15 protein-coding genes are annotated in these 25,026 nt (G+C 51.8%); 6 read left to right on the forward strand and 9 right to left on the reverse strand.

What is annotated here, in order from left to right:
* Position 1 precedes the first annotated feature (1 nt).
* The 9 genes from ACMYR3_RS16145 to ACMYR3_RS16185 form a co-directional block, all read right to left on the reverse strand.
* Entirely contained in the window at positions 2-1,765 is a 1,764-nt protein-coding gene (locus ACMYR3_RS16145) for an alpha/beta fold hydrolase (RefSeq protein WP_424193084.1), read from the reverse strand.
* 21 nt (positions 1,766-1,786) lie between these two features.
* Positions 1,787-5,077: a non-ribosomal peptide synthetase gene (locus ACMYR3_RS16150; RefSeq protein WP_424193086.1), complete on the reverse strand. Its 3,291-nt coding sequence runs from the start codon at positions 5,075-5,077 to the stop codon at positions 1,787-1,789.
* A gap of 26 nt (positions 5,078-5,103) precedes the next feature.
* Entirely contained in the window at positions 5,104-11,907 is a 6,804-nt protein-coding gene (locus ACMYR3_RS16155) for an amino acid adenylation domain-containing protein (protein WP_424193088.1), read from the reverse strand.
* A gap of 212 nt (positions 11,908-12,119) precedes the next feature.
* Complete coding sequence (locus ACMYR3_RS16160; RefSeq protein ID WP_424193090.1) at positions 12,120-12,881, reverse strand: 4'-phosphopantetheinyl transferase family protein; 762 nt, start codon at positions 12,879-12,881, stop codon at positions 12,120-12,122.
* A gap of 98 nt (positions 12,882-12,979) precedes the next feature.
* A complete protein-coding gene (locus ACMYR3_RS16165; protein WP_424193091.1) occupies positions 12,980-13,825 on the reverse strand; it encodes a 23S rRNA (adenine(2030)-N(6))-methyltransferase RlmJ in 846 nt (281 codons plus the stop codon).
* 63 nt (positions 13,826-13,888) lie between these two features.
* Positions 13,889-14,335 (reverse strand): hypothetical protein, encoded by a 447-nt coding sequence (locus tag ACMYR3_RS16170; RefSeq protein ID WP_424193093.1) that lies wholly within the window; start codon positions 14,333-14,335, stop codon positions 13,889-13,891.
* Between the two features lie 175 nt (positions 14,336-14,510).
* Positions 14,511-14,978, reverse strand: coding sequence for a DUF494 family protein (locus tag ACMYR3_RS16175; protein WP_424193095.1), 468 nt, complete (start codon positions 14,976-14,978; stop codon positions 14,511-14,513).
* A 24-nt stretch (positions 14,979-15,002) separates the two neighbouring features.
* Entirely contained in the window at positions 15,003-16,256 is a 1,254-nt protein-coding gene (gene dprA, locus ACMYR3_RS16180) for a DNA-processing protein DprA (RefSeq protein ID WP_424193097.1), read from the reverse strand.
* A 54-nt stretch (positions 16,257-16,310) separates the two neighbouring features.
* A complete protein-coding gene (locus tag ACMYR3_RS16185; RefSeq protein ID WP_424193099.1) occupies positions 16,311-17,468 on the reverse strand; it encodes a LysM peptidoglycan-binding domain-containing protein in 1,158 nt (385 codons plus the stop codon).
* 230 nt (positions 17,469-17,698) lie between these two features.
* Here ACMYR3_RS16185 and def point away from each other — a divergent pair, with 230 nt between their 5' ends.
* The 6 genes from def (at position 17,699) to ACMYR3_RS16215 (ending at position 25,017) form a co-directional block, all read left to right on the forward strand.
* Positions 17,699-18,205, forward strand: coding sequence for a peptide deformylase (def, locus tag ACMYR3_RS16190; RefSeq protein WP_424193101.1), 507 nt, complete (start codon positions 17,699-17,701; stop codon positions 18,203-18,205).
* Positions 18,206-18,350: 145 nt separating this feature from the next.
* Complete coding sequence (fmt, locus tag ACMYR3_RS16195) at positions 18,351-19,298, forward strand: methionyl-tRNA formyltransferase (protein WP_424193103.1); 948 nt, start codon at positions 18,351-18,353, stop codon at positions 19,296-19,298.
* Between the two features lie 158 nt (positions 19,299-19,456).
* Entirely contained in the window at positions 19,457-20,296 is an 840-nt protein-coding gene (gene htpX / locus ACMYR3_RS16200; protein ID WP_424193105.1) for a zinc metalloprotease HtpX, read from the forward strand.
* Between the two features lie 115 nt (positions 20,297-20,411).
* Positions 20,412-21,734, forward strand: coding sequence for a 16S rRNA (cytosine(967)-C(5))-methyltransferase RsmB (gene rsmB / locus ACMYR3_RS16205; protein WP_424193107.1), 1,323 nt, complete (start codon positions 20,412-20,414; stop codon positions 21,732-21,734).
* A 2-nt stretch (positions 21,735-21,736) separates the two neighbouring features.
* Positions 21,737-22,360, forward strand: coding sequence for a DUF4390 domain-containing protein (locus ACMYR3_RS16210; RefSeq protein WP_424193109.1), 624 nt, complete (start codon positions 21,737-21,739; stop codon positions 22,358-22,360).
* The gene (locus tag ACMYR3_RS16215; protein ID WP_424193111.1) at positions 22,357-25,017 is read left to right on the forward strand and encodes an ATP-binding protein; all 2,661 of its coding nucleotides are present in this window, start codon (positions 22,357-22,359) and stop codon (positions 25,015-25,017) included. The genes ACMYR3_RS16210 and ACMYR3_RS16215 overlap by 4 nt, the downstream gene beginning before the upstream one ends.
* Positions 25,018-25,026 lie beyond the last annotated feature (9 nt).

The raw sequence follows: 25,026 nt of genomic DNA on the forward strand, positions 1-25,026 counted from the left end.
ATCATTTATTGGCCCCAGAAAAGTGTTTGATCAGCCATTGGCTAAGCTGATCGATCAGTTGCCTGCGGGGTGTCGACAATGTGGTGGTATGGTCTGAATCCCGATTTAAAATCACCTCATAAGCTGCTCTTCCGCGCAAAGAGGGGAACATATCCCAAAACTGCCTAAGGTAGTTATAGTAATAATCAACGCCACGTGTATAGATAAAGAGACCTTTCATGCCACGGTCTGCTAAATCCAACAATTCCCTATCAATCTGCTTGGCAGGTGGAAAAGTCCTGAAAAAATTGGCAATCGAATCATGGTCCGATGTTTCGTTGTGCTTGCTGTCCTGACCCAACCCCATTCTCGCCAGAATCCGTTTACCACGCACTTTGATAAACCGGAGTTGATAACGCGGCAGTAAAAAGCGGGACAAGTAATAACGCAAGTAAAAACCCGTCGTCCGATAACCAAGTGGATCAATCAGCATGATGCCAACCACACGAGGCTCCACCAAGGCTACCGACTGTGCCAAATCGGCGCCCGAACATAGTCCAACCAACACAAACTTGGTGGCGCCATGACGATCGGTCAGATCTTTCATCGCATCCTCGACATCGGCAATAGCGCGCTCTTTTTCTGTGCCACGCTCACGTCGTGGTGGGCTATCACCAATCCCGGAAAGGTCAATCCTCATAACACGGTAGCCCTTGCGCGCCAATGTTCTGGCCAAAATAACGTTGGTACGATAAGGTCCCAGACGGTTGATGAGTCCCGCATTCAACAAGATGATATCTGGACTGTCAAGCTTGGGGGCTTCGGCAGATGGCAAAGTCAAAATACCAAAGAACTGCCCTTGACTGCCAAACTGACGGATTTCCTCCGGCACTTCACCGCTGGGTGTTTCCACCTGTTCAGAATCGGCCACCACAAAACCAAAATCTGCCTGGCGTGGCAATTTCTGTACATAATCCGTCAGATTCTTGATAATCCATTGCGGTAAGGCATGCGTCTGCAACGTCACATCAAAACGGCTCAGGGCATCCCAATGGCCATCATCATTAACAACCTGATAAACAATCGGCTTGCCTGATTGCAAAAGGGTTGCCGCAGTGCGTTCAACCTGATTATGCTCGCTACTATTGACCCAGTATTGCCGCTCAATCAAGCGGCTGGCAATCGCTGGTGCCATGATGGCCAAATCAAGCGCCTCCAGGCTTTGCCGCAACATATCGTTGACATGAAAACCCATTCGCTCATTGGTACGCGCTTTATCATCCACTGAGGCACCAAATTCGATGAGCGCATTCAACATGCGCTGATGCAAATCGTCCAGGTCAGCCAGATAAGTTGAACCGGAAATGGGCGCGTCCCATAAATAAAGTTGATGAAAACGTAGATTATCTTCGGCCAATTGAACCGCTCTTGCCGCAATCAGAGCACCCAGTCGCAGGCCGACGATAGACATGGGCAAGCCATTACTCAACTCACGTAACTTCTTGGCCGCAGAAAGTGTGTCCAATGCCCAGGTACTCGCATCAGCCTCACCGCCAGCACCGGAGGAGTCTCCCGTAGCATGATAATCAAAACGCAGCACATGAAAACCTGCTTCGCTCAACTGCAATGCCAAACGGCGCAACACACTGTGACTGCGTAACTGCTCCGTGCCCCATGGTGGGCAGATCAGCACCGCACCACGCTCACTCTGTCGATTGACTGGTGGATGATAAATGCCGAGCAGACGGCTGTTGGGCGTACCCCCCCTAAACCAGAATGCTTTCATTCATCACCGTCATGACCATAATCAGTTATTTGATCCAAAAAGCCGACGCATCTTGCTGAACAAACCGCCTTTATTGGCACTTTGTGTCGTTGAGATAGCCTGCTGATTACCTTGTTGACCCAATGGATAACGCTCAGCAATCTGTGCCAGCGTATCCATGACCATTTCTCTGGGCTGGATTCTAAGGCCTGTCTGCTTTTCAAAACGTGTAATAACTTGCATTGCGGCAAAGGAATGTCCACCAAGATCAAAAAAGCGATCAAAGACACTGATTCGTTCGCGACCCAGTAACTCACACCAAATACTTGCCAATATTTTTTCTGTCTCCGTTTGAGGCGCATCATCCTCATTTTGAGGAGCCACATGGCTGATTACCTGGTCCGGCTTTGGTAGGGCTTTGCGGTCAATCTTGCCAGTAGGTGTCAGGGGCCATTCTTTTAAAAGGATGATCTTGGCAGGTACCATATAAGGCGGTAACTGTCGTTGTACCTGAGTGATGATGCCATCAGCAGTGACGGCGTTGTCCGCAGTTTTGACATAACTGACCAACATGGCATCAGATCCGCTGGCACTGTCCAGCATGACCAGACAGTCTTGCACGCCTGGCATCAAACGAATGACTGACTCGATATCGCCCGCCTCAATCCGGAAACCGCGAACCTTGATCTGAAAGTCATTGCGTGACAGATATTGAATATTGCCATCAGCTAGCCAGTAACCCAGATCACCCGTACGATATAACTTGGCACCAGGAATACCCGTAAAGGTATCCGGTACAAAACGTTCGGCATTGAGTTCAGGGCGATTCAAGTATCCCAGGGAAACACCATCGCCACCAATATAGAGCTCACCAGTCACACCAATTGGCGTGCGTTGGCCGTTTTCATCCAGAATATGAATTTGTGTGTTGGCTACCGGTGGGCCGATGTGCGCTGAAATATTGGGACGGATATAGTCAACTTTGCCGCCCGTTGAAAACACAGTGGTCTCAGTCGGACCATACATATTCCAGACCTCGGCAGCACGTGCCACCATGTCGTGCGCCAACTCCGAGCCCAATGCCTCACCACAAACAATAATACGCAAAGGCTCAACAGTGCTATCACGCCCCCACTCTGCCGCGAGCAGCATTTTGAATGCCGCAGGCGTTGCCTGTAAAAAGTTGATGCGTTCTTTTTTGAGCAACGCTAACAATGCCCAGGGGTCCTTGGCAATATCGCGCGGTGCCAGAATGGTTGTTGCCCCCACCAGCAATGGCAAATAAATCTCCGTGACGGCAATATCAAATGCCAATGTCGTAATCGCCAAAAATCGATCACGCTCAGTAAATCCGGGTTCGTGCTTTACGCTATAAAGCAGGTTGACCATGGCACGATGCGGCACATGCACGCCTTTTGGCTTACCCGTAGAGCCCGATGTATAAAGGAGATAGGCGGGCTCTTCGGGTTGCGATTGATGGCGTGGTGCGAGGTTGGCACCGACGGGCAATGGTGTCACATCCGACAGGATAATCTTCGCTGGCGCTTTCGCCAAAGTGCCTGCCACCTCATCAAACAGCGAAATAAAAGCACCATCGACCAAACATAATGATGTACCAGAGTCGTCAATCATCGTTACCAGTCGACTGGCCGGAAACGATGGATCAAGTGGCATATAAACCGCACCCGCATGAAGCACACCCAGAACAGCCACCATCATGTCGACATTGCGCTCCAGCAGCACACCAACGATTTGCCCTGGCTGGAGACCTTTTTTGATCAACTCATCAGCCACTGCAGCGACCTTGCTCAGCAACTGGCTATAAGTTAGCGTAGTGATACTGTCGCTCACAGCAATATGATCCGGTGTGCGACGTGACTGATCATAAACCAGATCAATCACACTGCGATCACTGGGATACGGCTGCTGACGTTGATTCCATTGAGTAAATAGGGCAAGTTGGTCAGCTGGCAAAATTGGCAAATCACCGATAGGTTTGCTTGGCTCATTGAGTGCCGCCAAAATCAATGTTGCCCACTCTTCAATATGACGTTCAATACTGTGATGATCAAAGAGGCCCTGGTTGTACTGACATTCAAGTATCAATTCACCATGACGCTCAACCGCATTGATTGACCATTCAAAATTTTCAAATGCTCGGGGTATCGAGCGCAACTGAACATCCAGGCCAGCAAAGCCCAAGCTGTTCACATTGACGGACTGATCCAGATTGAACAAGATGGAAACCAGTGCCGAACGACTGGTATCACGTGCCAAATCCAATTTTTTAAGCAAGCTGCCAAACGTGGTGCGAGGATGATCAAAAGCATCCAACACCTGTTTTTGTGCTTCCCTGAGTAGAACCTCAAATGGTTTATTGGCTTCGGGTTTGAAGCGGATCGGCAAGGTATTCACACAATGCCCCACTACCGTATCCAAACCGGCAACAGGTTGCCCAGCAAAGGGTACGCCGATCACCATATCGCTATTACCAGTCAGGCGATGAATCGTCGCAGCCCAGCCCGCAATCAATACCGTAAAGAGGCTGACGCCACTCTTGGCACCCCAACGCTTGAGCGCCAATAATTGCTCTTTACCAAGCACATGATCAACACGCGCGGCAGTATAGGTGCGAACTGCCGGACGTGGCCGATCCAATGGCAACTCAAGAATTGGCATCGTCTTGGCATCGGCAAACTGCTGTAACCAATAGGTCTCTTCGGTCGCATACTGTGGCGTGGCCTGAATTGTTTTTTCGTTTTTTACATATTCTGAATAAGGAATCGATTGAATCAAAGGCTGCGCAGAATTACCGGTATACCTTGCATAATGGGCACCCAGGCTTTGCATGATCACACCAAACGACCAACCATCACACACAATATGGTGCGCGCAAATGAACAATTCATAACACGGTTGGCCATCTACATCAGGCAGGGCAAAAAGACGAGCTTGAAATAACGGCCCCATTTCCAGATCAAAGGGCGTATTCATGACCGAATCAATGAAGTCATCACGTTCGTCGTAGGTCATTTGAATAATACCGTGCGCCACATTCAGATCCACTGGCTCAGGCGCGTTGATAGACAAGATCGTGCCATCCGGGCTAACCGTGGCACGTAATGCCTCATGCTCGGCAACCACATCGTTCATCGCCTTCTGCAAGGCGTCTATATCAAGAAAACCTGTAAATTGAATCGATAATGGCTCGTTATAAGCGCAGGACGCTTCTACCCCAATCTGGGCAGCCGTCCACATTTCGCGCTGCGCCTCAGAAGTTGGAATAGTGTGCAGGATTACTGGTCCGGCAAAAGGATCATATTCGACGTGCATAGAATCTTGTGAGAGTTGAGTCATTATTATTCGGTTACATCAGCCAGTCGCACATAGGCACCGGGTTTAGCGGGATCAGGAACAAACCAGGCAGGCGTACCATCTGGTGCACGCCCCAGGCGAGCACCAGGCACCGGCGGTTGATTGGCATTGGTTTTCACGCCAGCGGAAATTCTTGCCACCACCTCCGAAGCTTCAACAGCAGCATTGAGTGTTGCTTCTGGAAAGAAACCGTCCGCTTGCATGGCCCTGACGCTTTCCTTGAAAACTCGCGTGACAAAGGCAATGTCCTCCTCGGAATGCGCCGTGGTCAGATAACATGGAAAGTCCCAAATGTGCACACCACGTAAACGCATGTGATGGTAGAACAATTCTTGCAATGGTGTTTCTTCCGTAAACACCAGTTTCATCTGCGAGCCAAAATTCTTGAGTAACAACGGTGCATTTTGTTCTTTGAAGTAAGCGTTAATTTCAGCAGCAAACTGATCACCACGAGCATTGAGCTTTTCTTGCAGACTTGGCCCCTGCTCCTTCAAATGCATTAACACGGCCTTGGCCGCTGCCATTGCCAGAGGATGGCGCACAAAGGTTCCGGCAAAATAAGTAACGCCCGCCTGTGGGGTAGAGTCATCACCAAAACGCCAGGTACCACCGTCCAGCGCATCCAGGAATTTCTTGGCGCCAGCCACCACACCAATTGACATGCCACCACCAACCACTTTGCCATAAGTTGTCACGTCAGCCTTCACACCAAAGCGACCTTGCACGCCTTGTGGATGACTTCGCAAACCGGTAATCACTTCATCAAAAATCAATACCATGCCGGTTTCTTCGGTCAGCTTACGCAGCTCTTTCCAAAACTCGACAGGACGATAATCACAACGACGGCTTTGCACCGGCTCGACCAGCACACCGGCAATCTCATCCGCACGTTCCCGCAAAATCGCCAGCGCCTCAGGCGTACCATAGTCAAGTACCAGCATGTTTTGAACATTACCAAAAGGAATCCCGGATGCCGCAGGAACCGACTGCAGCTTCTTGTTTCCACGGATGATGACTTCATCAATAATGCCATGGTATGAGCCATTAAATATCGCAATCGTGTCCTTGCCTGTCACTGTACGAGCAATCCGCACGGCACCCAGCACGGCCTCAGACCCTGTGTTGCAAAAAGCTACGCGCTCATTATTGGTAATCTCGGCAAATAACGCCGCTACCTCACCAGCCAATGGCGTTTGTGGGCCAACCTCGATACCCAGGTCCAGTTGCTTATGCAACGCTTCGGTAATAAATGGGGCGCCATGCCCAAAGAAGGTTGAACCAAAGCCATTGAGCATATCGATATACTCATTACCGTCCAGATCCCATAATCGCGAGCCCTTGGAGCGCTCTATCACAATAGGATAAACAATCTCTTTGGTCGGTGGTTTGAAGCCAGTCACCACACGTGGGTCAGACATGTAATCACGATGTTGTTGAGCATTCACCTTGGACTTCGCTGTCTTTTTGTTATATTCAACTATTAATTTTTCAAGACCAGCCTGCTGCTTAGGCGTTAAGGCATCACGATTCAGGCTGATCCGTGCCTGCGCACCAAACGGTACTGACGGCTTGGCGGGTTCTTCAGACTTACTCTCGCTCACAGTAACGGCTGACTTCGCAGCAGCAGCTGCTGGCATTGATGGTACGACAGCGCTTGACGCAACCATCGAAGGTGTCGCAACACTCATAACAGGTGCACCACGCAATAAGGCGAGCTGTTGATTCATTAACACCATTTGCTGCGCAATGACCTGCTCAACAAAAGATCCACTGGCCACTGGTGCAATTGATTGAACTTGCGCCGCCACATATTCGACTGATGGGGCAATCACGGCACCAGTTGGCAAGGTTTGTGTGGTAGCCGAGGCAGGCGTCTGTATCTCGGCAGCTGGCGCTTCAGGCAACTGTGTTTGCAACCATGCCGCCAGTGCGCCAAAGCTGGCCTGACCTTCCTGTAATTGACGGAAGCTAATACCTGTACCAAACTGTTTATTGATACCTCGCACGATTTGCGTCAACAGCAGGGAGTCGAGTCCCATCTCCAGAAATGACATTTGATTGTCAAATCCAGCAAGTTCCTGACCGGACAGATCCTCGAAGATTTCACGCAAAACAGGGATATGCTTTTCAGCTTGGGCAGTATGAGTTGTCATGGAGCGAACCTCACCGAGAGGGGCGGTTAAAGTGGAAGAATCTGAATTGGATTGATGAGTGGTTTTGACCGTATGACCGAGTGGTGTGCCGGGTGTTAACCAATGACGGGTACGTTCAAATGCATAACCGGGCAGGCCAATGCGATAACGCTTATAGCCCATCTGATAGGCTTGCCAATCTATGACAATGCCATGCGTCCATAGTTGACCCAGCGTTGTCTGTACCACCAGATGATCCAGGTCCATCAATGCCTTGAGGGCTTTATCGCCATTGCCAGGATCACTCAAAGAGGCGAGTGCGATATGCTGATCCGGTACCTTGACTTGTTGACGAGCCAAAACAGTCAATGACTGCCGCGGGCCAACCTCAAGCAAGAGATGTTGAGCGCCATCGCTTCTGTCATGCCACAACTTTTCTACTGCACCGGCAAAGTTGACGGTAGCACGCGCATGTTGTGACCAATATTGTGGGTCTTGCGCGGTGGCTTCATCAAGCCATAGATTGGTCACCGTCGACAAAATGGGTATGGCGGGTGCATGACGCGTCACTTTACTCACTGCGTCTTGCAACTGGGCAACCATTGGTTCCATCATGTAAGAATGGAAAGCATGAGAAGTAACCAGCAATTTGCTGACAATGCCGTGTTGTTCAAGCATTTCTGCAAATTTGGCCACATCATCTTGATTACCGGCCACCACACATAACTGGGGGCCATTGATCGCCGCCAGCTCGACATGATGTTGCGACAATAGATGACTGATCTTGTCTTGGCTGGCGCGCACCGACAACATGCTGCCACTTGGCAGTGCGCTCATCAATTTGCCTCGCAGCCCAACCAGATAGAGCGCATCTTCCAGCGTAAATACGCCCGCAAGACAAGCCGCGACAAACTCGCCAACACTATGCCCGATCATCGCATGAGGTTCGACACCCCAGCTTAGCCAAAGCTGGGCCAATGCATATTCAATGGTGAAGAGTGCGGGCTGAGTGATTGCCGTATCGCGCAAGCGCTCCGACAGGACAGTTTTATCGCCATCTTCCGATGGGAACAGCAAGCTGATTAAATCAAGATTAAAGCGTGCCAACAATATCTGCTGACATTGATCCACAACTTGTCTAAAAACAGCCTCCGACTCATACAACGCCTGTGCCATATGAATGCTTTGCGCGCCCTGCCCAGGAAACATGAAAACGACTTTTTTCGGTTTGACTGGTGCGGCCGTTTTTTGCGCTTGCGTGGTGAGTACATCAATCAGATTGCTCACACTAGCAGCACTTACTGCGCGTCGATGATTGAAAGCACTGCGACCTATTTGCAGCGTATATGCCGCATCAGCCAAATCGACATCCGGATGTAATTTCAGCCAGCTGACCAATTGACTCGTCTGTACATTGAGCGACACCGCCGTCTTGGCCGATAGCACAACAGTTTGTACTGGCCGTGCCGAACGAGCTGTCTGTTGTGCTGTTTTAGGTGCTTGCTCAATAATCACATGCGCATTGGTTCCACCTACCCCAAACGAGCTGACTCCGGCACGTCGCGGACCTTGTTCACTGCGCCATGGCAAATGATTGCCACTAATCGTAAAGGGACTGCCTGCCAAGTGAATATTTGGATTGGGCTGACTATAATGAACGGTGGCAGGAATGAGCTCATGCTCCATTGCCAGCGTCGCCTTGATCAAACCAGTGACACCCGCAGCGGCCGTCAAATGACCAAAATTACTTTTCACCGAACCCAGTACGCACCAAGGCTGTTTAACGACCTCCGACTCGGGCAAGCGTGCCTTGAAAGCCTGTACCAAAGCCGCGACCTCAATGGGGTCGCCTAACGGTGTGGCGGTACCATGCGCCTCGATATAAGTGATGGAACGAGGATCAACATGAGCAACTTGCTGAGCCATGGCGACAACACGCGCCTGACCTTCAATATTGGGCGCTGAAAAACTCATCTTGTCGGCGCCATCATTATTGAATGCCGCACCCTTGATGACTGCATGAATCGTGTCGCCATCGGCCAAGGCATCGGCCAGACGCTTGAGCACCACGGCACCAGCGCCATCACTGAATACCGTACCAGCAGCCTTGGCATCAAACGGACGGCAATGCCCATCGGCCGACAGCATACTGCCTTCCTGATACAGATAACCCTTGAACTGCTGTGCCGCAACCGATACGCCACCCGCAATGGCCATGCGACACTGACCATTACGCAAGGCATAGAACGCCTGCACAACAGCCACCAATGAGGTAGAACAAGCCGTATGAATCGACAAGGCTGGTCCAGTCAGGCCCAGCAGATACGCTACCCGCGTGGCCACAAAATCCTTTTCATTACCCATCTCTGCCGCGGTCAGTCCAACCTTTTCCATTTCATCAGGTCGTGAGCGCACATTGTGGATGTAATAGGTATTGGTATGTGTACCCGCAAAGACGCCAATATTTTGCCCTTTGGCATTGCCATAACCGGCGTTTTCCAAAGCGTGCCATGCGGTTTCCAAAAAGATTCGATGCTGCGGATCCATGATGGCCGCCTGCCGTGCAGGAATACCAAAGAAGGCGGCATCAAATTTATCCGCATCCGGGATTTGACCATGTGCCGGTACAAAATTTGGATCGAGACGAATTGCTTCAGGGATGGTTGTATCGAGTTCTTCGGGCTTAAAGAAAGCCGTGGTTTCTCTTCCCTGTGATAACACCTCCCAAAATGCATCCACATCCGGCGCCCCAGGAAAGCGGCCGGCCATACCAACAATGGCTATGTCATCGGCTTGCTGAGTTTGCATGACTTGATCATTCAACTCATGACGCAATCTGGCTTCCGGCGTATCGAGTGAGCCTTGCGCAATCTGTCGCGCCAACATACGCGCCGAGGCATATTGAAAAATTAAAGCGACCGGTATTTCAATCTGTGATTGCTTGAGCTGGTTGACCAATCGCAAGGCCAGAATGGAGTTACCACCCAGATCGAAAAAGCTGTCGTCAATACCAACCGGATTAATCTCCAGTAACTCACCGATCGCGGCGCAGATAGCTTGCTCCACTGGTGTTCCGGGAGCCACATAGGGCGTTTCCAGATCAGGTCGGGTTGAAGCTGGTTCGGGCAAAGCCCGTCGATCAATCTTGCCAGCAGGCGTACGCGGAAAATCGTCGATAGTCACAAAACGCGCGGGCATCATGAAGTCGGGTAAACGCGCTTCCAGATGCGCGCGCAAACTTGCCAGCGGCAAGGTACCGGCCACATCCAGCTTGATGTAGGCAATCAGGCGTTTTACACCATAGACATCGGCACGCGCTGCCACCACAGCTTGATTGACTGCTTCATGCTGATTGAGTGCGGCTTCAATTTCTCCGAGCTCAACACGATAACCACGCACCTTGACCTGATCATCCAATCGGCCAGCATAAGCGTAATTGCCATCTGGTAACAAGCGCAACAAATCACCTGTCTTGTAGAGCACGGGCGCAGAGGGCTCATCCTGCACAAAGGGGTTGGCAATAAAACGCTGCTCAGTCAAATCGGGACGATGCAAATACTCACGAGCGAGGCATGGTCCGCCAACATGCAGCTCACCTTCTTCGCCGGGTTTAACGGGTTGCAATGCTTCATCCAGTAACCAGATACGAATGTGGCTGAGTGGTTTACCAATGGATGGCTGCGCTGGCCATTGCAATGGGTCGCCCATCATGGTGTAAGAGGTGCTCATCACCGTGGTTTCGGTCGGTCCATACTGATTAAACAAAACACTACCGGGCACCGTGGCAAAACAACGTGCCAAATCCGGCGTGACAATCAAGGCCTCACCGGCTGAAACCACGGTGTGCAGCGTTTTAGGCCAAAGCTTTTGCGGATCGGCACTTGCTGCCTGACTGAGTGCCTGCAAAGCGACAAAAGGTACATTGATTCGCTCAATCCCTTCTTCACGCAAAAAACTTAACAGGCTTTGTGTATCAAGCCGCAACTCATTCGGAATCAAAACGAGTGTGCCGCCAGTACATAGGGTGCCAAAAATTTCCGGCACCGAGGCATCAAAACCCAAAGGAGAAAACTGCAGCATTTTGGCTGGGCGCGCCAACACAGCGTGGTCACCCTGGCCTTCCTGATGCCAGCGCATCAAGTTGACAACGGTTTCATGGGTAATCGCCACACCCTTGGGCATGCCAGTTGAGCCGGAGGTGTAAATCACATAAGCCAGATGCCCAGGCTGGGTGGCAATGGTAGGCGCGTCACTCGGCAAACCCTGCAATTCTGTTTGTAAATCGGACAAAACCAGCGCCTTGACGGCTGAACCGCCAACCTGCTCAACCAATGGCAACAAGCTGGCCTGCGTCAGAACAATGGCTGTTTTGGCAGTACCGAGCATATAGCTCAGACGGTCGACAGGATAACTTGGATCAAGCGGCAGATAGGCGGCACCTGACTGTAAAACACCGAGGATGGCGACGACCATATCAATCGAGCGCTCAATACAAATTCCTACCAGCGTGTCTGGCTGTACGCCCTGTGCACGCAAGAAATGTCCAAGCTGATTGGCACGGGCGATCAGTTCTGCGTAACTGAGTTGCTGCCCGGCAAAACGCACAGCGATTTGCTCTGGCGTTTTGGCAGCCTGATCAGCGAGAACTGTTCCCAATAACATAGTCATTAAACGAAGACCCCAAATGCAGTTTTATAGTTGTTGATTTGTATTACTTCTTGCAAGCTTAGCGCATTCTGCCAAGCAATTGCGCAGGCCAAGTTACAACTTAGTGACGTTCTTAACGGATTGACTGGTTTTCTGTTGCTTGTGCGGTATAAACGGCACAATGGCGGTCGGAAATGGCTGTTTTTACAGCAGCAAAATAGCTAGTTTGAAGTGGAGAATCCCAGGGTGACAAGAGTGGCCAATAAGTCTTTTGAGTAACTATAGCGACCCGTCCCCTGATAGGAAAAGCCTGCTTTGCTCTGCCCTGTTTGGGTCAGATGCCATTTGAATTGGCCGTCATGGTCAAGTGTTGTAAGTTGGGCATCCTGAAAGTCCAGCCATTGACTCAGTCGTGGTGACAATGCTTTGAAAATGGCTTCCTTGGCCGAAAAAATCAGCCCCACCTGACGCGTCCAAAGCAATTCATCCGTCCCATCGCCCAACAATTGTTGTTCACCTGAACACAAAATTTGCTGGCAAATTTCCTTGGCGGCGCGCTGTGTCAATGGTTGCTCAACATCAATACCAATCGCGACACGGCGCGTTTCATCATGCGCCATCACAGCAACGGCCAGTGCATTGGTATGGCTGATGCTGCCGGTCCAGCCGAATGGCCAGTCGGGCGAACGGTCAGTGTGCTGACCAATCGGCTGAGCAGTCCAGCGAATACCGAGTCGGGCAGCCGCCTGTTGAAGCGCCAATTGTGCGCAATAGCGTCCGGCCAAAAACTCCCGTTGTCGCTTGGGCACAGCACGCGCCAGGGCTACCGGCAAGGTCACGCTCAATTGCGCAAGCTGCGATAAATCATCCGCCATGAGAATGGACTCAGACTGTTGCCAGCGACACGCCACCATTTGCAGCGGCAAATCATCCAATAAAGCACCTATTTGCGGCAGATTCACCAACTCGAAAGGATTCGGCATAGATCTCAATCCAAGCAGATTTTTAAGGAGTATGCATCAAAATTAGGCTGTATAGTGTGTATTTATTAATCAACAAAATATACACTCATACAGTATTGCTAACTGATATGATAGTCCAACTCAAAACTCGCGGCCGCATCCTGGCCTAGTGCCTTGGTCAGCAAAGGCATCACCACTTCCAGCGTTTTTGGTAAATTCCAGGGTGGGTTGATGATGTACATGCCACTCCCCTGCAAACCAACCGCGCCCGGAATGGCTTCGCACACGGTGAGGCTCACATGCAACCAGTTGGTTGGCACGACGCGACGCAGCTGGTCCGCAAAACGACGCGACTCTGGCCGCTGCACCTGTGGATACCAAACCGCATAAGTGCCCGTCGCAAAACGCACCAGACTGTCCTTGAGACTGGCAATCACATGACGATAATCTTCCTTGACTTCATACGGCGGATCAATCAGGACCATGGCACGGCGCGGCGGTGGTGGCAACACCGCCTTGAGTCCGGCAAACCCGTCACCCGCCACCAGACTGGCGCGGCGACCGGCTGGATGCATATTTTGCGCAAGAATTTTACTCTCGCTCGGATGCAACTCAAACAGCTTGAGCCTGTCTTCGTGACGCAGTAACTTCAGCGCAATTTCGGGTGAGCCGGGGTAGATGCGCAGATTTTTTTCAGGGTTGCAGGAACGCACCAAATCCACATAATCGGCCAGCGCTTCGGGCAGATCGCTACGACCAAACAGTTTGGCAATACCCGTGTGAAATTCAGCCGTTTTTTGTGCCTGCGAGCTGTCCAGCGCATAAAGACCAGCACCCGCGTGCGTATCGACATACCAGAAAGGTTTGTCCTTGCTGGTCATGTGGCGCAATATCTGGGTCAATACAAAATGCTTGAGGACATCGGCATGATTGCCGGCATGAAAGGCGTGACGGTAGCTGAGCATGACAGAGGTCCGTTAAACCCCCATTGTACGGGCAGTTGTCATGCTCGCGTGGTAAAGACACATTTAGTGAGCGGCGTGACCCTTGGCAGCAACTTTTTCGACATCCATTTCATTGCTTCCGGCCTTTTTGACGTCTTCCTTGTCCGGCTCTCTGGGTTGTGCGGCTTTTTTGGCGGCGTGAGGATCTTCCTCCTCGGCATGCGCTGGCGGTTTATTGGCCAATTCGGGTTTGACGACTTCGAGATTGTTTTCCTTCATATAGTCATTCATTTCTTTCCAGCCAGCAAAAACGCCGTCTTTCAAAGCGCGTGGATTGAGCATGTAACAATCCTCAATGGCGCGGCCAGCATGACGGCAAGCACCGCCTACCGCTTGCGATTCGGAAGGTGTCAGCGGTTTGGTTTCTGGATCAACCAGCCCGGCACGCTCGGCCAGTTGGTCGCAGCCAGCCAACAGCAACAATGCCGTGGCGACGGACGAACGCAGCAAAAGAGTTAAAGGCTTGAACATGACATCCCTGTCAGAGTTTTCTATGAGAGGGATAACGGACTACCTCGGCAAAACTTGAGAAGGCGATACCCACATCATCCAATTAATCGGAATGGCGGGCTGTAATGCCAATTAGTCGAGACTCGCGCCAGATATTGACGCGATTTTTAGCGCTTAGTGGCAACTTAACGACAACCTAGTGGCAGGTACGCTCGCCGTCTTCCTCATCGTCGAGCAGTTCGTCAAAGATCAGCATATCGGGTTCCTCACCCTGGCTCCAGAGCACCATGAGCACAATCACTTTGAGCTTGTCGAGCGGCATGGGGGACTCGCCCAGCGCCAGCGCACGATCAATCACAAATTCACGCTGACTGGGATTGAGCAGTTTGCCAGAATCAAGGAAAGTCAGAAAACCGATGGCCTCGGTACCCAACTGCTCATACTCTTGAGCGCTGTATATCCGGATGGAAGTATCGAGCGTGGGCGAAGACAATGTGGGAGCAGAGGCCCGCGCCTCGTTCAGATCACGCAACCAGGACAGGGCATCAAAGATATCGTCGTTGTCAAATCCGACAGCAGCCAGCTTTTTGACCAGCACATCACTATCGGGGCAGGCGTCGGGACGATAATAATTTTCAAAAAGATAAACCAGAATATCGAACATAGCGCCTCCACAGTACCGCTTCATTTAACCTGAATTGAGCCGCTGATACAAGCCACCAGCCAATCTTTCAACCTGACCAAACATTTCCAGCTCCAGCAGACCCGCCTGGATCACCGCTACGCCATGACCGCTGCGCTGCGCCAACTGCTCGGGTGAGATTGGATCATAGCCCATGATATCAAGCAATGAAGAAGCCTGCTGAACCACGCCAGGATGACTCGGTGCAACAGTCACCTTTTCTGGCTCGGTATGATCAACCGGTAGTGCTCCATCTGTGATTGACGTGGTTTGAGCGATCGCCTCATCAGGTTCAGCGGCTTTACGGCGCACCGCTTTGTCTTTGACAGACTCCTTACTCATTGAGGCACGCACGTCAATGTGCAATTCACTGAGCACATCATCGGCTGACTCCACCAGTTTGGCCCCCTCTTTAATCAGCCGGTGACAACCCTTGGATAGCGGTGAGTGAATTGAGCCCGGAATCGCAAACACATCGCGCCCCTGTTCTGCGGCTTCACGCGCCGTAATCAACGAGCCTGATTGCAGCGCACCCTCCACCACCAAAACACCTTGTGCCAGTCCTGAAATAATCCGGTTGCGCCGTGGAAAATTATGCGCAATCGCCTTCATACCCAAAGGCTGTTCGGAGACCAGAACACCTTCGCGGGAAATGCGATGTGCCAAAGTACGATTGCGCGCCGGGTAAACCATATCGAGCCCGGTTGCCATCACCGCAATGGTCGACGCACCATTTTTACCTGCGATCAGCGCACCCAAGTGTGCCGAAGTATCGATGCCCAGTGCCAAGCCCGACACAATGGTCAACCCTTTGGCAGCCAGTGCCTTGGCAAATTGCTCGGCATTGGTTTCCCCCTGGGTAGTGGGATTGCGGCTGCCGACCACGGCTAACGCCGGTCGTGACAACAGCTCCAGGCGGCCTTTGACGTAAAGTACCGGGGGTGGGTCGGAAATATCGAGCAAGGCACGGGGATATTCTTCATCGGCCAAAGACAAGAAATAATTATCTGGCTCGCAGCACCACTGCAACGTGGTTTCAATCTGTGCCTGCAATTCGGCGCTAGGTTCCTGCAAAATAGCGCGCGCCAATTTGTCGGTAACAAGGCGAGCCAGTTTTTCATAGCCACTGGAAAAAATCAGTTGTGGCACACCCAGAGCCGCCAGCAGCCGACGAGCGGTTTCAGAGCCCACCCCTGGCACAGCCATCAGTCGTATCCAGCTACTAATTTCTTCGCGTTGTATTTCTGTCAGATTTTTCATGCATAGCCTCGCATCCGGACCCACGCGGCGATCCGGATGACTATACCCCAATGATCAGGGCTGGGTTATTTTGTCGCCTACTTGAACTGGCTCGGAAACATTCATGACCAAGCCATAGGAGAGGTTTTCAAAAGTACGGAAAATGAATAGCAAACCGTAACGCTCGTCAGGCAATCTGACCATCTTTTTCTCGCGCACCGTTTCAGTCCGATCCACAATGGTTTTGCCAAAACGATGCAGCGCAACGACGTTACCCAATTCAACCCCCTGTGCCCGACCACGGTTAATCGTCACCACCATGTTTTGGCCGGCTTCTGCCACGCCACCACCGTAAATGGAGACGACGCGGCCTTCAATTTCTTTTATCGGCGCTGAGGGAGCGTAAGTCAATAAATCGCGCTTGCGGCCAGGAATCAGCCGGTCACCAATACCCATTTCCATTTTGCTGGAAGTGGCCACAATGGTCGCGGCACCATTGTCACCCTTGGCATCGCGCGTTACGCGTGCCGTACCCAAAAAGACCGCTTCATAAGCAATAATGGCCTTGGTATCTGGATCGCGCAGCGGTGTCGCAGGACGGAAAATTTGATATTCCTCCGTGCTTGGATCAAGTTCGCCGCGGATGTATCCTTTATCACCCTTGCCCAAATACACACGCCCCTCGGTTAAAGCCACGATGCGCGGCATTTTCTCAAGTTGTGCTGGCTCAACGATCAAGGGCTCGGACAGAAACGGTTCAATTAAATGAGCCGGAATGCTAGGAATGGCCGCCTTTTCGATCGAATCAATACGAATTGTTGGCGACAACTTCACCGTGCCGCCGGGACTGCCAAAACCTTTACCAACACGCAAACGCGCCTGCCCATTGGATTTATCCAGATAGAGAATCTGGCCCGGATAAATCAGATGGGGATTACGGATTTGATCACGATTCATACCCCACAATTCGGGCCAACGCCATGGGTCAGTCAAAAACAGGCTGGAAATATGCCAGAGCGTATCACCTGGCACCACAGCATAAGAATCGGGGGCATTGGCGGCCAGCGCAGATAATGGCACGCCCGCCTGGGCCACCGCATCGGCTGTCGCACGCTGCTGCCCGGTGATCGGGTAGTTGGGATCTGCCTGGGCGAGATTGCCAAGACTTGCCAGCAAAAGGCTGGTGATGAGCTTGAAACCAATATTCTTATGATGCTTGTTATGAATTTTCATCAGGAATGGTCCTTATTGAGCCAGGCCGGTTGACGTGGCTTTACCCTCGGTTGGTTGTATTTTGCCAAAGCGACATCATCTTAAAGCATGCGCTATCAATATTGACTGTTTTAACTTGTTAAAGATAACGGATTGTATTTTCTGGTGTGCCAATTTTTTGGATTTTTGCCTTTTTTTGTGGAGGTTTTCAGAGAAAGTTAAAATGGCACCATCATTGTGAAAGTTTTTGTATGGCCTTACTACCCATTTTGCGTTATCCCGACCCCCGTCTGAACAAGGTTGCCAAACCGGTAGCCAAGGTGGATGAGCGCATCCGCCAGATCGTCAAAGACATGGCCGACACCATGTATGAGGCACCCGGCGTTGGCCTGGCGGCCACCCAGGTTGATATCCACGAGCAGATCATTGTGATTGATGTGTCAGAAACCCACGATCAATTACAGGTTTTCATCAATCCGGAAATCATCAAAAGCAGCATCGAACAAAAAGTCTGGGAAGAAGGCTGCCTGTCCGTGCCAACCATTTACGATGAAGTCGAACGGCCGGATCGTGTCACCGTGCGCGCCCAAAACCAACAGGGCGACACCTTTACGGTCGAAGCCGACGGTTTGCTATCGGTTTGTTTGCAACACGAAATCGATCACCTCAAAGGCCGCGTCTTCGTTCAGTATTTATCGCCACTCAAACGCAATCGCATCAAGGCCAAAATGCTCAAGGCGGCACGCGAACGCGACTGAGCAAATTCGCCAGCGCTTATTTGCCAACCGCGTGCCAATCGTACGCCACCCGCTCCATTCAGTCATTTTTTAATGGAGTATATTGAATAATTAACCGCTCAAGTGCGTTTTCATTATTTAATTTTAAATACACTAGGATAGTATTGTGAAAATCGTGTTTGCAGGTACGCCCGAATTTGCCGCCGTTGCATTGCGCGCCCTGCTCGCTGCCGGCTTTGAAGTGCCGCTGGTGATGTGTCAGCCTGACCGTCCTTCCGGGCGTGGGATGCAGTTGCAGTCAGGCCCGGTCAAACTGGTCGCACTGGAACATCTGCTGCCGGTTGCCCAACCCACCAGCCTGCGCCTGAATGGGAAATATCCCAATGAAGCCCGTCACGCCAAAGAGTTTTTGGAGAGCATTGAATTTGATGTCATGGTAGTCGCCGCTTACGGCCTGATCCTGCCGCGCTGGGTGCTGGATTTACCCCGCCTGGGATGCATCAACATCCACGCCAGTCTGCTGCCACGCTGGCGCGGTGCCGCGCCAATTCATCGCGTCATTGAAGCGGGGGATAGTGAAACCGGCATCACCATCATGCAAATGGATGAAGGCCTCGATACCGGCCCCATGCTGCTGACTCACCGACTGCCAATTAGCCCGGAAGACACCACGGCCAGTCTGCACGACAAACTGGCCGAGCTGGGCGGACAAGCCATCGTTGCAGCCCTTCAACAACTTGAAGAAGGCAAACTCACTGCCACGCCCCAGCCCGCCGAAGGCACATGCTATGCCACCAAAATCAGTAAAGATGAAGCCGCAATCGACTGGCAATTGCCCGCCAGCCAGCTGGAGCGAAAAATCCGCGCACTGAATCCGGCACCGGGTACGGTCAGCCAGTTCAAGGACATGACCATCAAAATCTGGCGCGCGCAAGTTGTCAGCGGTCAAGGTCAGCCGGGCGAAGTCTTGCAAGTCGACAATAATGGCATCGTCGTGGCGTGCGGCACCGGCGCACTCAGTCTGCAAGAACTGCAAAAACCGGGTGGCAAACGCCTGGCCGTGGCCGAACTGCTCAAGGGCTTTGCCGTTGCGCCGGGCGATCGGTTTGCCTGAGTGCGTCACTAAGTAACCGAGTTACTAACTGAGTATGCTCACAAATCATTGAATTTTTTGCCAACACCCTCATCTAATGTTTACATTCCATTAACCTGAGTGTTCCAATGGTGTGTGTTTTTCTCATTTAACTTTGACTCAAGAATTGGAGTTAACACGTGTTCAACTACCTGAAGACCGCGATTTTGATGGCGGCCATTACCGCCCTGTTCATGATGATTGGCGCGATGATGGGTGGTCGCAGCGGCATGTTACTGGCGCTGGGTTTTGCCCTGGTAAGCAACTTTTTTGCGTATTGGTTTTCCGACAAGATGGTGCTGCGCATGTACAACGCGCAAGAAGTCGACGCCACCACTGCGCCCCAGTTTTACAACATGGTACAAGCATTATCACAACGCGCTGGCCTGCCCATGCCCCGCGTTTATCTGATCAATGAAGCCCAACCCAACGCCTTTGCCACCGGTCGTAACCCTGAGCATGCCGCAGTGGCAGCCACCACGGGCATTTTGCAATTGCTGTCCGAGCGCGAAATGCGTGGCGTCATGGCGCATGAGTTGGCCCATGTCAAACATCGTGATATTTTGATTTCAACGATTTCAGCCACCATGGCCGGTGCCATTTCGGCCCTGGCCAACTTTGCCATGTTTTTTGGCGGCCGCGACGAAGAGGGGCGTCCGGCCAATCCGATTGCGGGCATTCTGGTGGCGCTGCTGGCTCCATTGGCCGCCAGCCTGATTCAGATGGCCATTTCACGCGCGCGTGAATTTGAAGCCGATCGCGGTGGCGCCGAAATTTCGGGTGATCCTAAATCATTGGCCAATGCACTCCAGAAAATCCATCATTATGCCCAGGGCATTACTTTGCCGACTGCCGAAGCCAATCCAGCCACAGCACAAATGATGATCATGAATCCGCTGCACGGCGGTGGTCTGAAAAACCTGTTTTCAACCCATCCCGCCACAGAAGAGCGGGTTGCGCGCCTCATGCAAATGGTCTGACAAAGGCCGGCAGAACGATTCGTAAATTGGCTGAATTGTCCTGAATACAACAAGCCCGCCCCGTTTGGCGGGCTTTTTTTCAGCTTCAATAGCGGACAAAGCGATAATGCTGCCAATGACATCCACTGCACCCAATCTCTCTCATAGCCTGTTGCAAGCTGCCGAAGCGCACGCGGCAGTGCTGCAAGGCCAGGCCTTGCCCGACGCAATTGCCTGGTTGACGCACAGCGGCCCAGAACGTGGCGCCATGCAAGATCTGGCCTATCATGCCATGCGTCAGCACGGCACCACCAATGCACTGGTCAAGGCGCTGTCGCACCGCCCGGTTCGGCCCCCGCTGTTGCATAGCCTACTATGCGTGAGCCTGTCACTGCTTCTGCCGGTCGAGGATGGCCCGACTTATGACAGCTTTACTGTGGTGGATCAGGCAGTTGAAGCCGCTCAGTCGCATCCAGAATTGCGGGCTGCCAAGGGCATGGTCAATGCGGTGTTGCGCAATTTTTTGCGTGAACAAACCAATCTGTTAGCAAAGGTCATGGCATTACCTGAAGCACGCTGGAACTATCCGGCCTGGTGGGTTGAAACCGTGCGTGACACCTACCCTGAGCAATGGGAAACCATCTTGCAGGCAGGCAATCAGAAGCCGCCACTGACACTGCGCGTCAACCAACGTCAGTCCACCGTCGCCCAATATCTGGACAGGCTGAACAGCGCAGGCATTGCCGCCGAACAAATCGGCCTATCGGCAGTTCGTTTGACCCAACCGATCCCCGTTGCCAAAATCCCTGGCTTTGAGGAAGGTATGGTTTCGGTACAAGATGCAGGGGCACAACTTGCTGCTCAATTGCTTAACGTGCAAGCCGGTCAACGCGTGCTGGATGCTTGTGCGGCACCCGGTGGCAAAACCGGTCATCTGCTCGAAATGGCCGATATCGAACTGCTTGCACTGGAATATGATCATGATCGACTGGATCTCATCACCGAGAATCTGCAGCGCCTCAAGTTGGCAGCGCTGGTTTTGGGAGGGGATGCCAACAAGCCTAATCACTGGTGGGATGGCGTGCAATTTGATGCCATCCTGGCTGATGTACCGTGTACCGCATCGGGCATTGTGCGCCGCCATCCGGATATTCGCTGGTTGCGGCATCGTGGTGATGCCCGTCAGTTGGCCGGACAGCAAAGCCATGTTTGCGATACCTTATGGCCTCTGCTCAAGCCTGGTGGTAAATTGCTGTATGCTACCTGCTCAATCTTCACGGAAGAATCCAGCCTGCAAGCTCAGCAGTGGTTAAAACGTCATTCTGATGCACAGTTGCTCACGCCCATGTTGCAACTTTTGCCGGGCGTCACCATGGCACCGATACCCAACATGAAAAGCCTGCCGCTGCCTCAGGATCATGATGGCTTTTTTTATGCCCTCTTTGAAAAGCGCGCCTGATCATGTACATTGAATGGCTGCGATATCAACTTGGCAGGCGCGTTTTAAGCGCCTTGCTGGGGGTATTGCTGTCATTGTTCAGCCCAACCAGTTTTGCAGAAAACATGGAACTGGCGTACGCCAAACTCGAAGCGGCTGAAGATGGCTGGTATCTCAATGCCGATTACAACTTTGACCTCAATAGTCAACTGGAAGGCGCTATCAATAAAGGTATGACGCTGTATTTTGTGCTCGACTTTGAACTCAAGCGACCACGCTGGTACTGGTTTGATGAAAGTGCCGCCACAGTCAGCCAGACTTGGCGATTGTCTTTTCAGCCACTCACTCGACAATATCGTCTTTCTGCTGGCGGTTTGCAGCAACGCTTCAGCAGCCTGCCCGAAGCAATACAGGTACTGCGTCGGCTGCGCCATATCAAGGTGATGGAAAGAAACGCCGTTAAACCCGATCAACAATATCAGGCTTCGATTCGTATGCGCCTGGATACATCGCAACTACCCAAACCCTTTCAGGCTCACGCTGTCAACAGCCGCGACTGGAATCTGGCATCTGAATGGGTGAGCTTTGGCTTTAACCCAGCCTTAAGCGCTACAGCCATTACTGGCAGCGCGCCTGAAGAAAAATGAAACAGCACGATCCCGTCAACCTGCAACGGGTTTTTTCCAAAAAAAGTGGACAACCACCTTCTAGGCTCACGCGTCAACTTGAAATCTGGTCACGCCGTGTCACCACCAGCGCCCTCATCAAAGCGTTAGTGGTTTGTGTGTTTTTATTGGCCGCCACCTTGCTCTTTGTGCTGGCCCAAGCTTCGGCCAACTCAGACTTCTTTGACAAGAATTACGCTTGGTTATATCGGCTCAATATCACGGTTGGTTCGGCGCTGACCCTGATTGTCGGCTTTCTGATCATCCGTCTGTTTTTACTTTATCGCTCTGGCCGATTTGGTACGCGCTTACTGGCCAAGCTCGCCTTCATCTTTGCCCTGGTTGGTGTTTTGCCAGGCGTGATTCTTTATTCCATGTCACTGCAATTTGTGACACGCAGTATCGAGTCATGGTTTGATGTCAAAGTAGAAACCGCCCTGGAGTCAGGTTTAAATCTTGGCCGAGTCTCACTTGATTCGCTCATGAATGAGTTGATGACCAAGGCGGGCAATATGTCTTTGCAGCTAACTGAAAGCAAGGTTGACAGCTTGGCCCCCAACCTGAATCGAGTCCGCGAACAGTTTGGTGTACAGGATGCTACGCTGATCAGTGGCAATGGCCGGCTGATTGCCACAGCCAGCGCCAGCTTGAACAACAATGCCACCATTGCGGCCAACGTGCCCAGTACCAGCGTGTTACGCCAGGCCAAATTGACTCGCATGTACACCAGCATTGAAGGCGCTGATTTTGATAGCGATACGCCAGCCAATGCCACCATCAATAATCAAATTTTATTGCGTGTGATTGTGCCCATCAATCTGGCCAGCAGCTTGTATGATCGCTCCGACGAGTCCAGTCCACCGCCGGTCAATACCAGCAGCCTGCTCAACAATCCGGACAGCCCAACCAGCTCAGGCCTCAAGCCTGGCACGTCGCAAGGCATCACCAAAAATCTGGCTGGCTCACTGATGGGCGAACTGGTTTATTTGCAGTTGACCCAAACCGTACCAACCAATTTGGCAGCCAATGCACTGGCCGTGCAGAATGCCTATCGTGAATATCAGGAGAAATCCTTGTCACGTATTGGTTTGCGCAAGATGTATATCGGCACGCTCACCTTGACATTGTGTCTGGGCATTTTCTCTGCGCTGGTTTTGGCCGTACTGCTAGGCAATCAACTCGCCCGTCCACTGCTCTTGCTGGCAGAAGGCACCAAGGCAGTGGCAGGTGGCGACTTCTCACCATTGAACAATCACAACTCCAATGATGAGCTTGGCGTACTGACCGAATCGTTTAATGCGATGGTGCGCCAACTCAGTGATGCGCGAGAAGACGTGCAGCGCCATGGTGCTGCCTTGGAAGATACCAACCTTTACCTGAAAAACATTCTGGCCAACTTATCAGCCGGTGTACTGGTACTTGATGCGCAATTTCGCATCACTCTGGCCAACCAAGGTGCAGAACGCATTCTGCGTTGTGCCATGCGTGATCTGACTGGTAGTACGCTCGCTTCACATCCTGATTTTGCAGTCTTTTCGGAACAGATTGAGCGCGGCTTTTTGGAACAAAATGCGCGCATTAACAAAGCACTCAAAACCACTATTTTCCAAACCGGCCAACCGTTTGATGAGCGCGGTCACACCTGGCAAAGGCAAATTGAACTGGCCCTGCCTGATAGCCATGAGACCATCTCCCAACTAGGCCTTGAACCTGATCAGGATGACAATAACAATGCCTCTGCAACACTCACGAGTACCTTGCTCGTGCGCGGCTCACGTTTGCCCTTACAGGCAGGTGCTGGCTATATCGTCATTTTTGATGACATTAGCGACGTTATATCGGCGCAACGCTCAATTGCCTGGGGTGAAGTGGCACGTCGACTGGCTCACGAAATCAAAAACCCGTTAACGCCAATCCAGCTCTCTGCCGAACGGCTGGCTATGAAGCTGGCTGACAAGCTCGATGAAAAAGATGCAGGTATGCTCAAGCGCAGCACGCAGACCATTGTCAATCAGGTACAGGCCATGAAGCAGATGGTTGACGCCTTTCGTGATTATGCGCGAATGCCGCCAGCGGTCATGAGCTCCCTGGACCTCAATGAGCTGGTTACCGATGTACTCAATTTGTATGCGGCTGAAGAGGAACGTGGAGAAATTCTGGTTGCGCTCGCCCCCAATCTACCAAGACTGCAAGGTGACGCCTCCAAATTACGCCAGGTCATTCATAACCTGATTCAAAATGCCCAGGATGCCGCAGCGAGTCAAACCAAACCACAAATTTTGATCCGTACGGAAAGCATCAGCGGCGGCCGTGGCCCACAAGACAAGGTACAAACTATCAAAATTACCATTACCGATAATGGCACCGGATTTCCTCCGGCGCTGCTGGCTCGCGTCTTCGAACCGTACATCACCACCAAGTCCAAGGGCACAGGTCTGGGACTCGCTGTCGTCAAAAAAATCATTGATGAACACGAGGGTAGAATCACGATCAGCAACCTCACTGACGAGAGTGCTGGCACTAACAGTACAATAAAGGGTGCACAGGTAGTAATCCTGTTTTCCAAACTTACTGACCACGCTCCTCATGAAGAGAACTTGATGACTTCGCCCAAAGCGAACGAAAAAAGTACAGCGTAGGAATAAAGG

The sequence above is a fragment of the Ampullimonas aquatilis genome, from assembly GCF_049675895.1.
In the GTDB taxonomy this organism is placed as follows: Bacteria; Pseudomonadota; Gammaproteobacteria; order Burkholderiales; family Burkholderiaceae_D; genus Ampullimonas; species Ampullimonas aquatilis.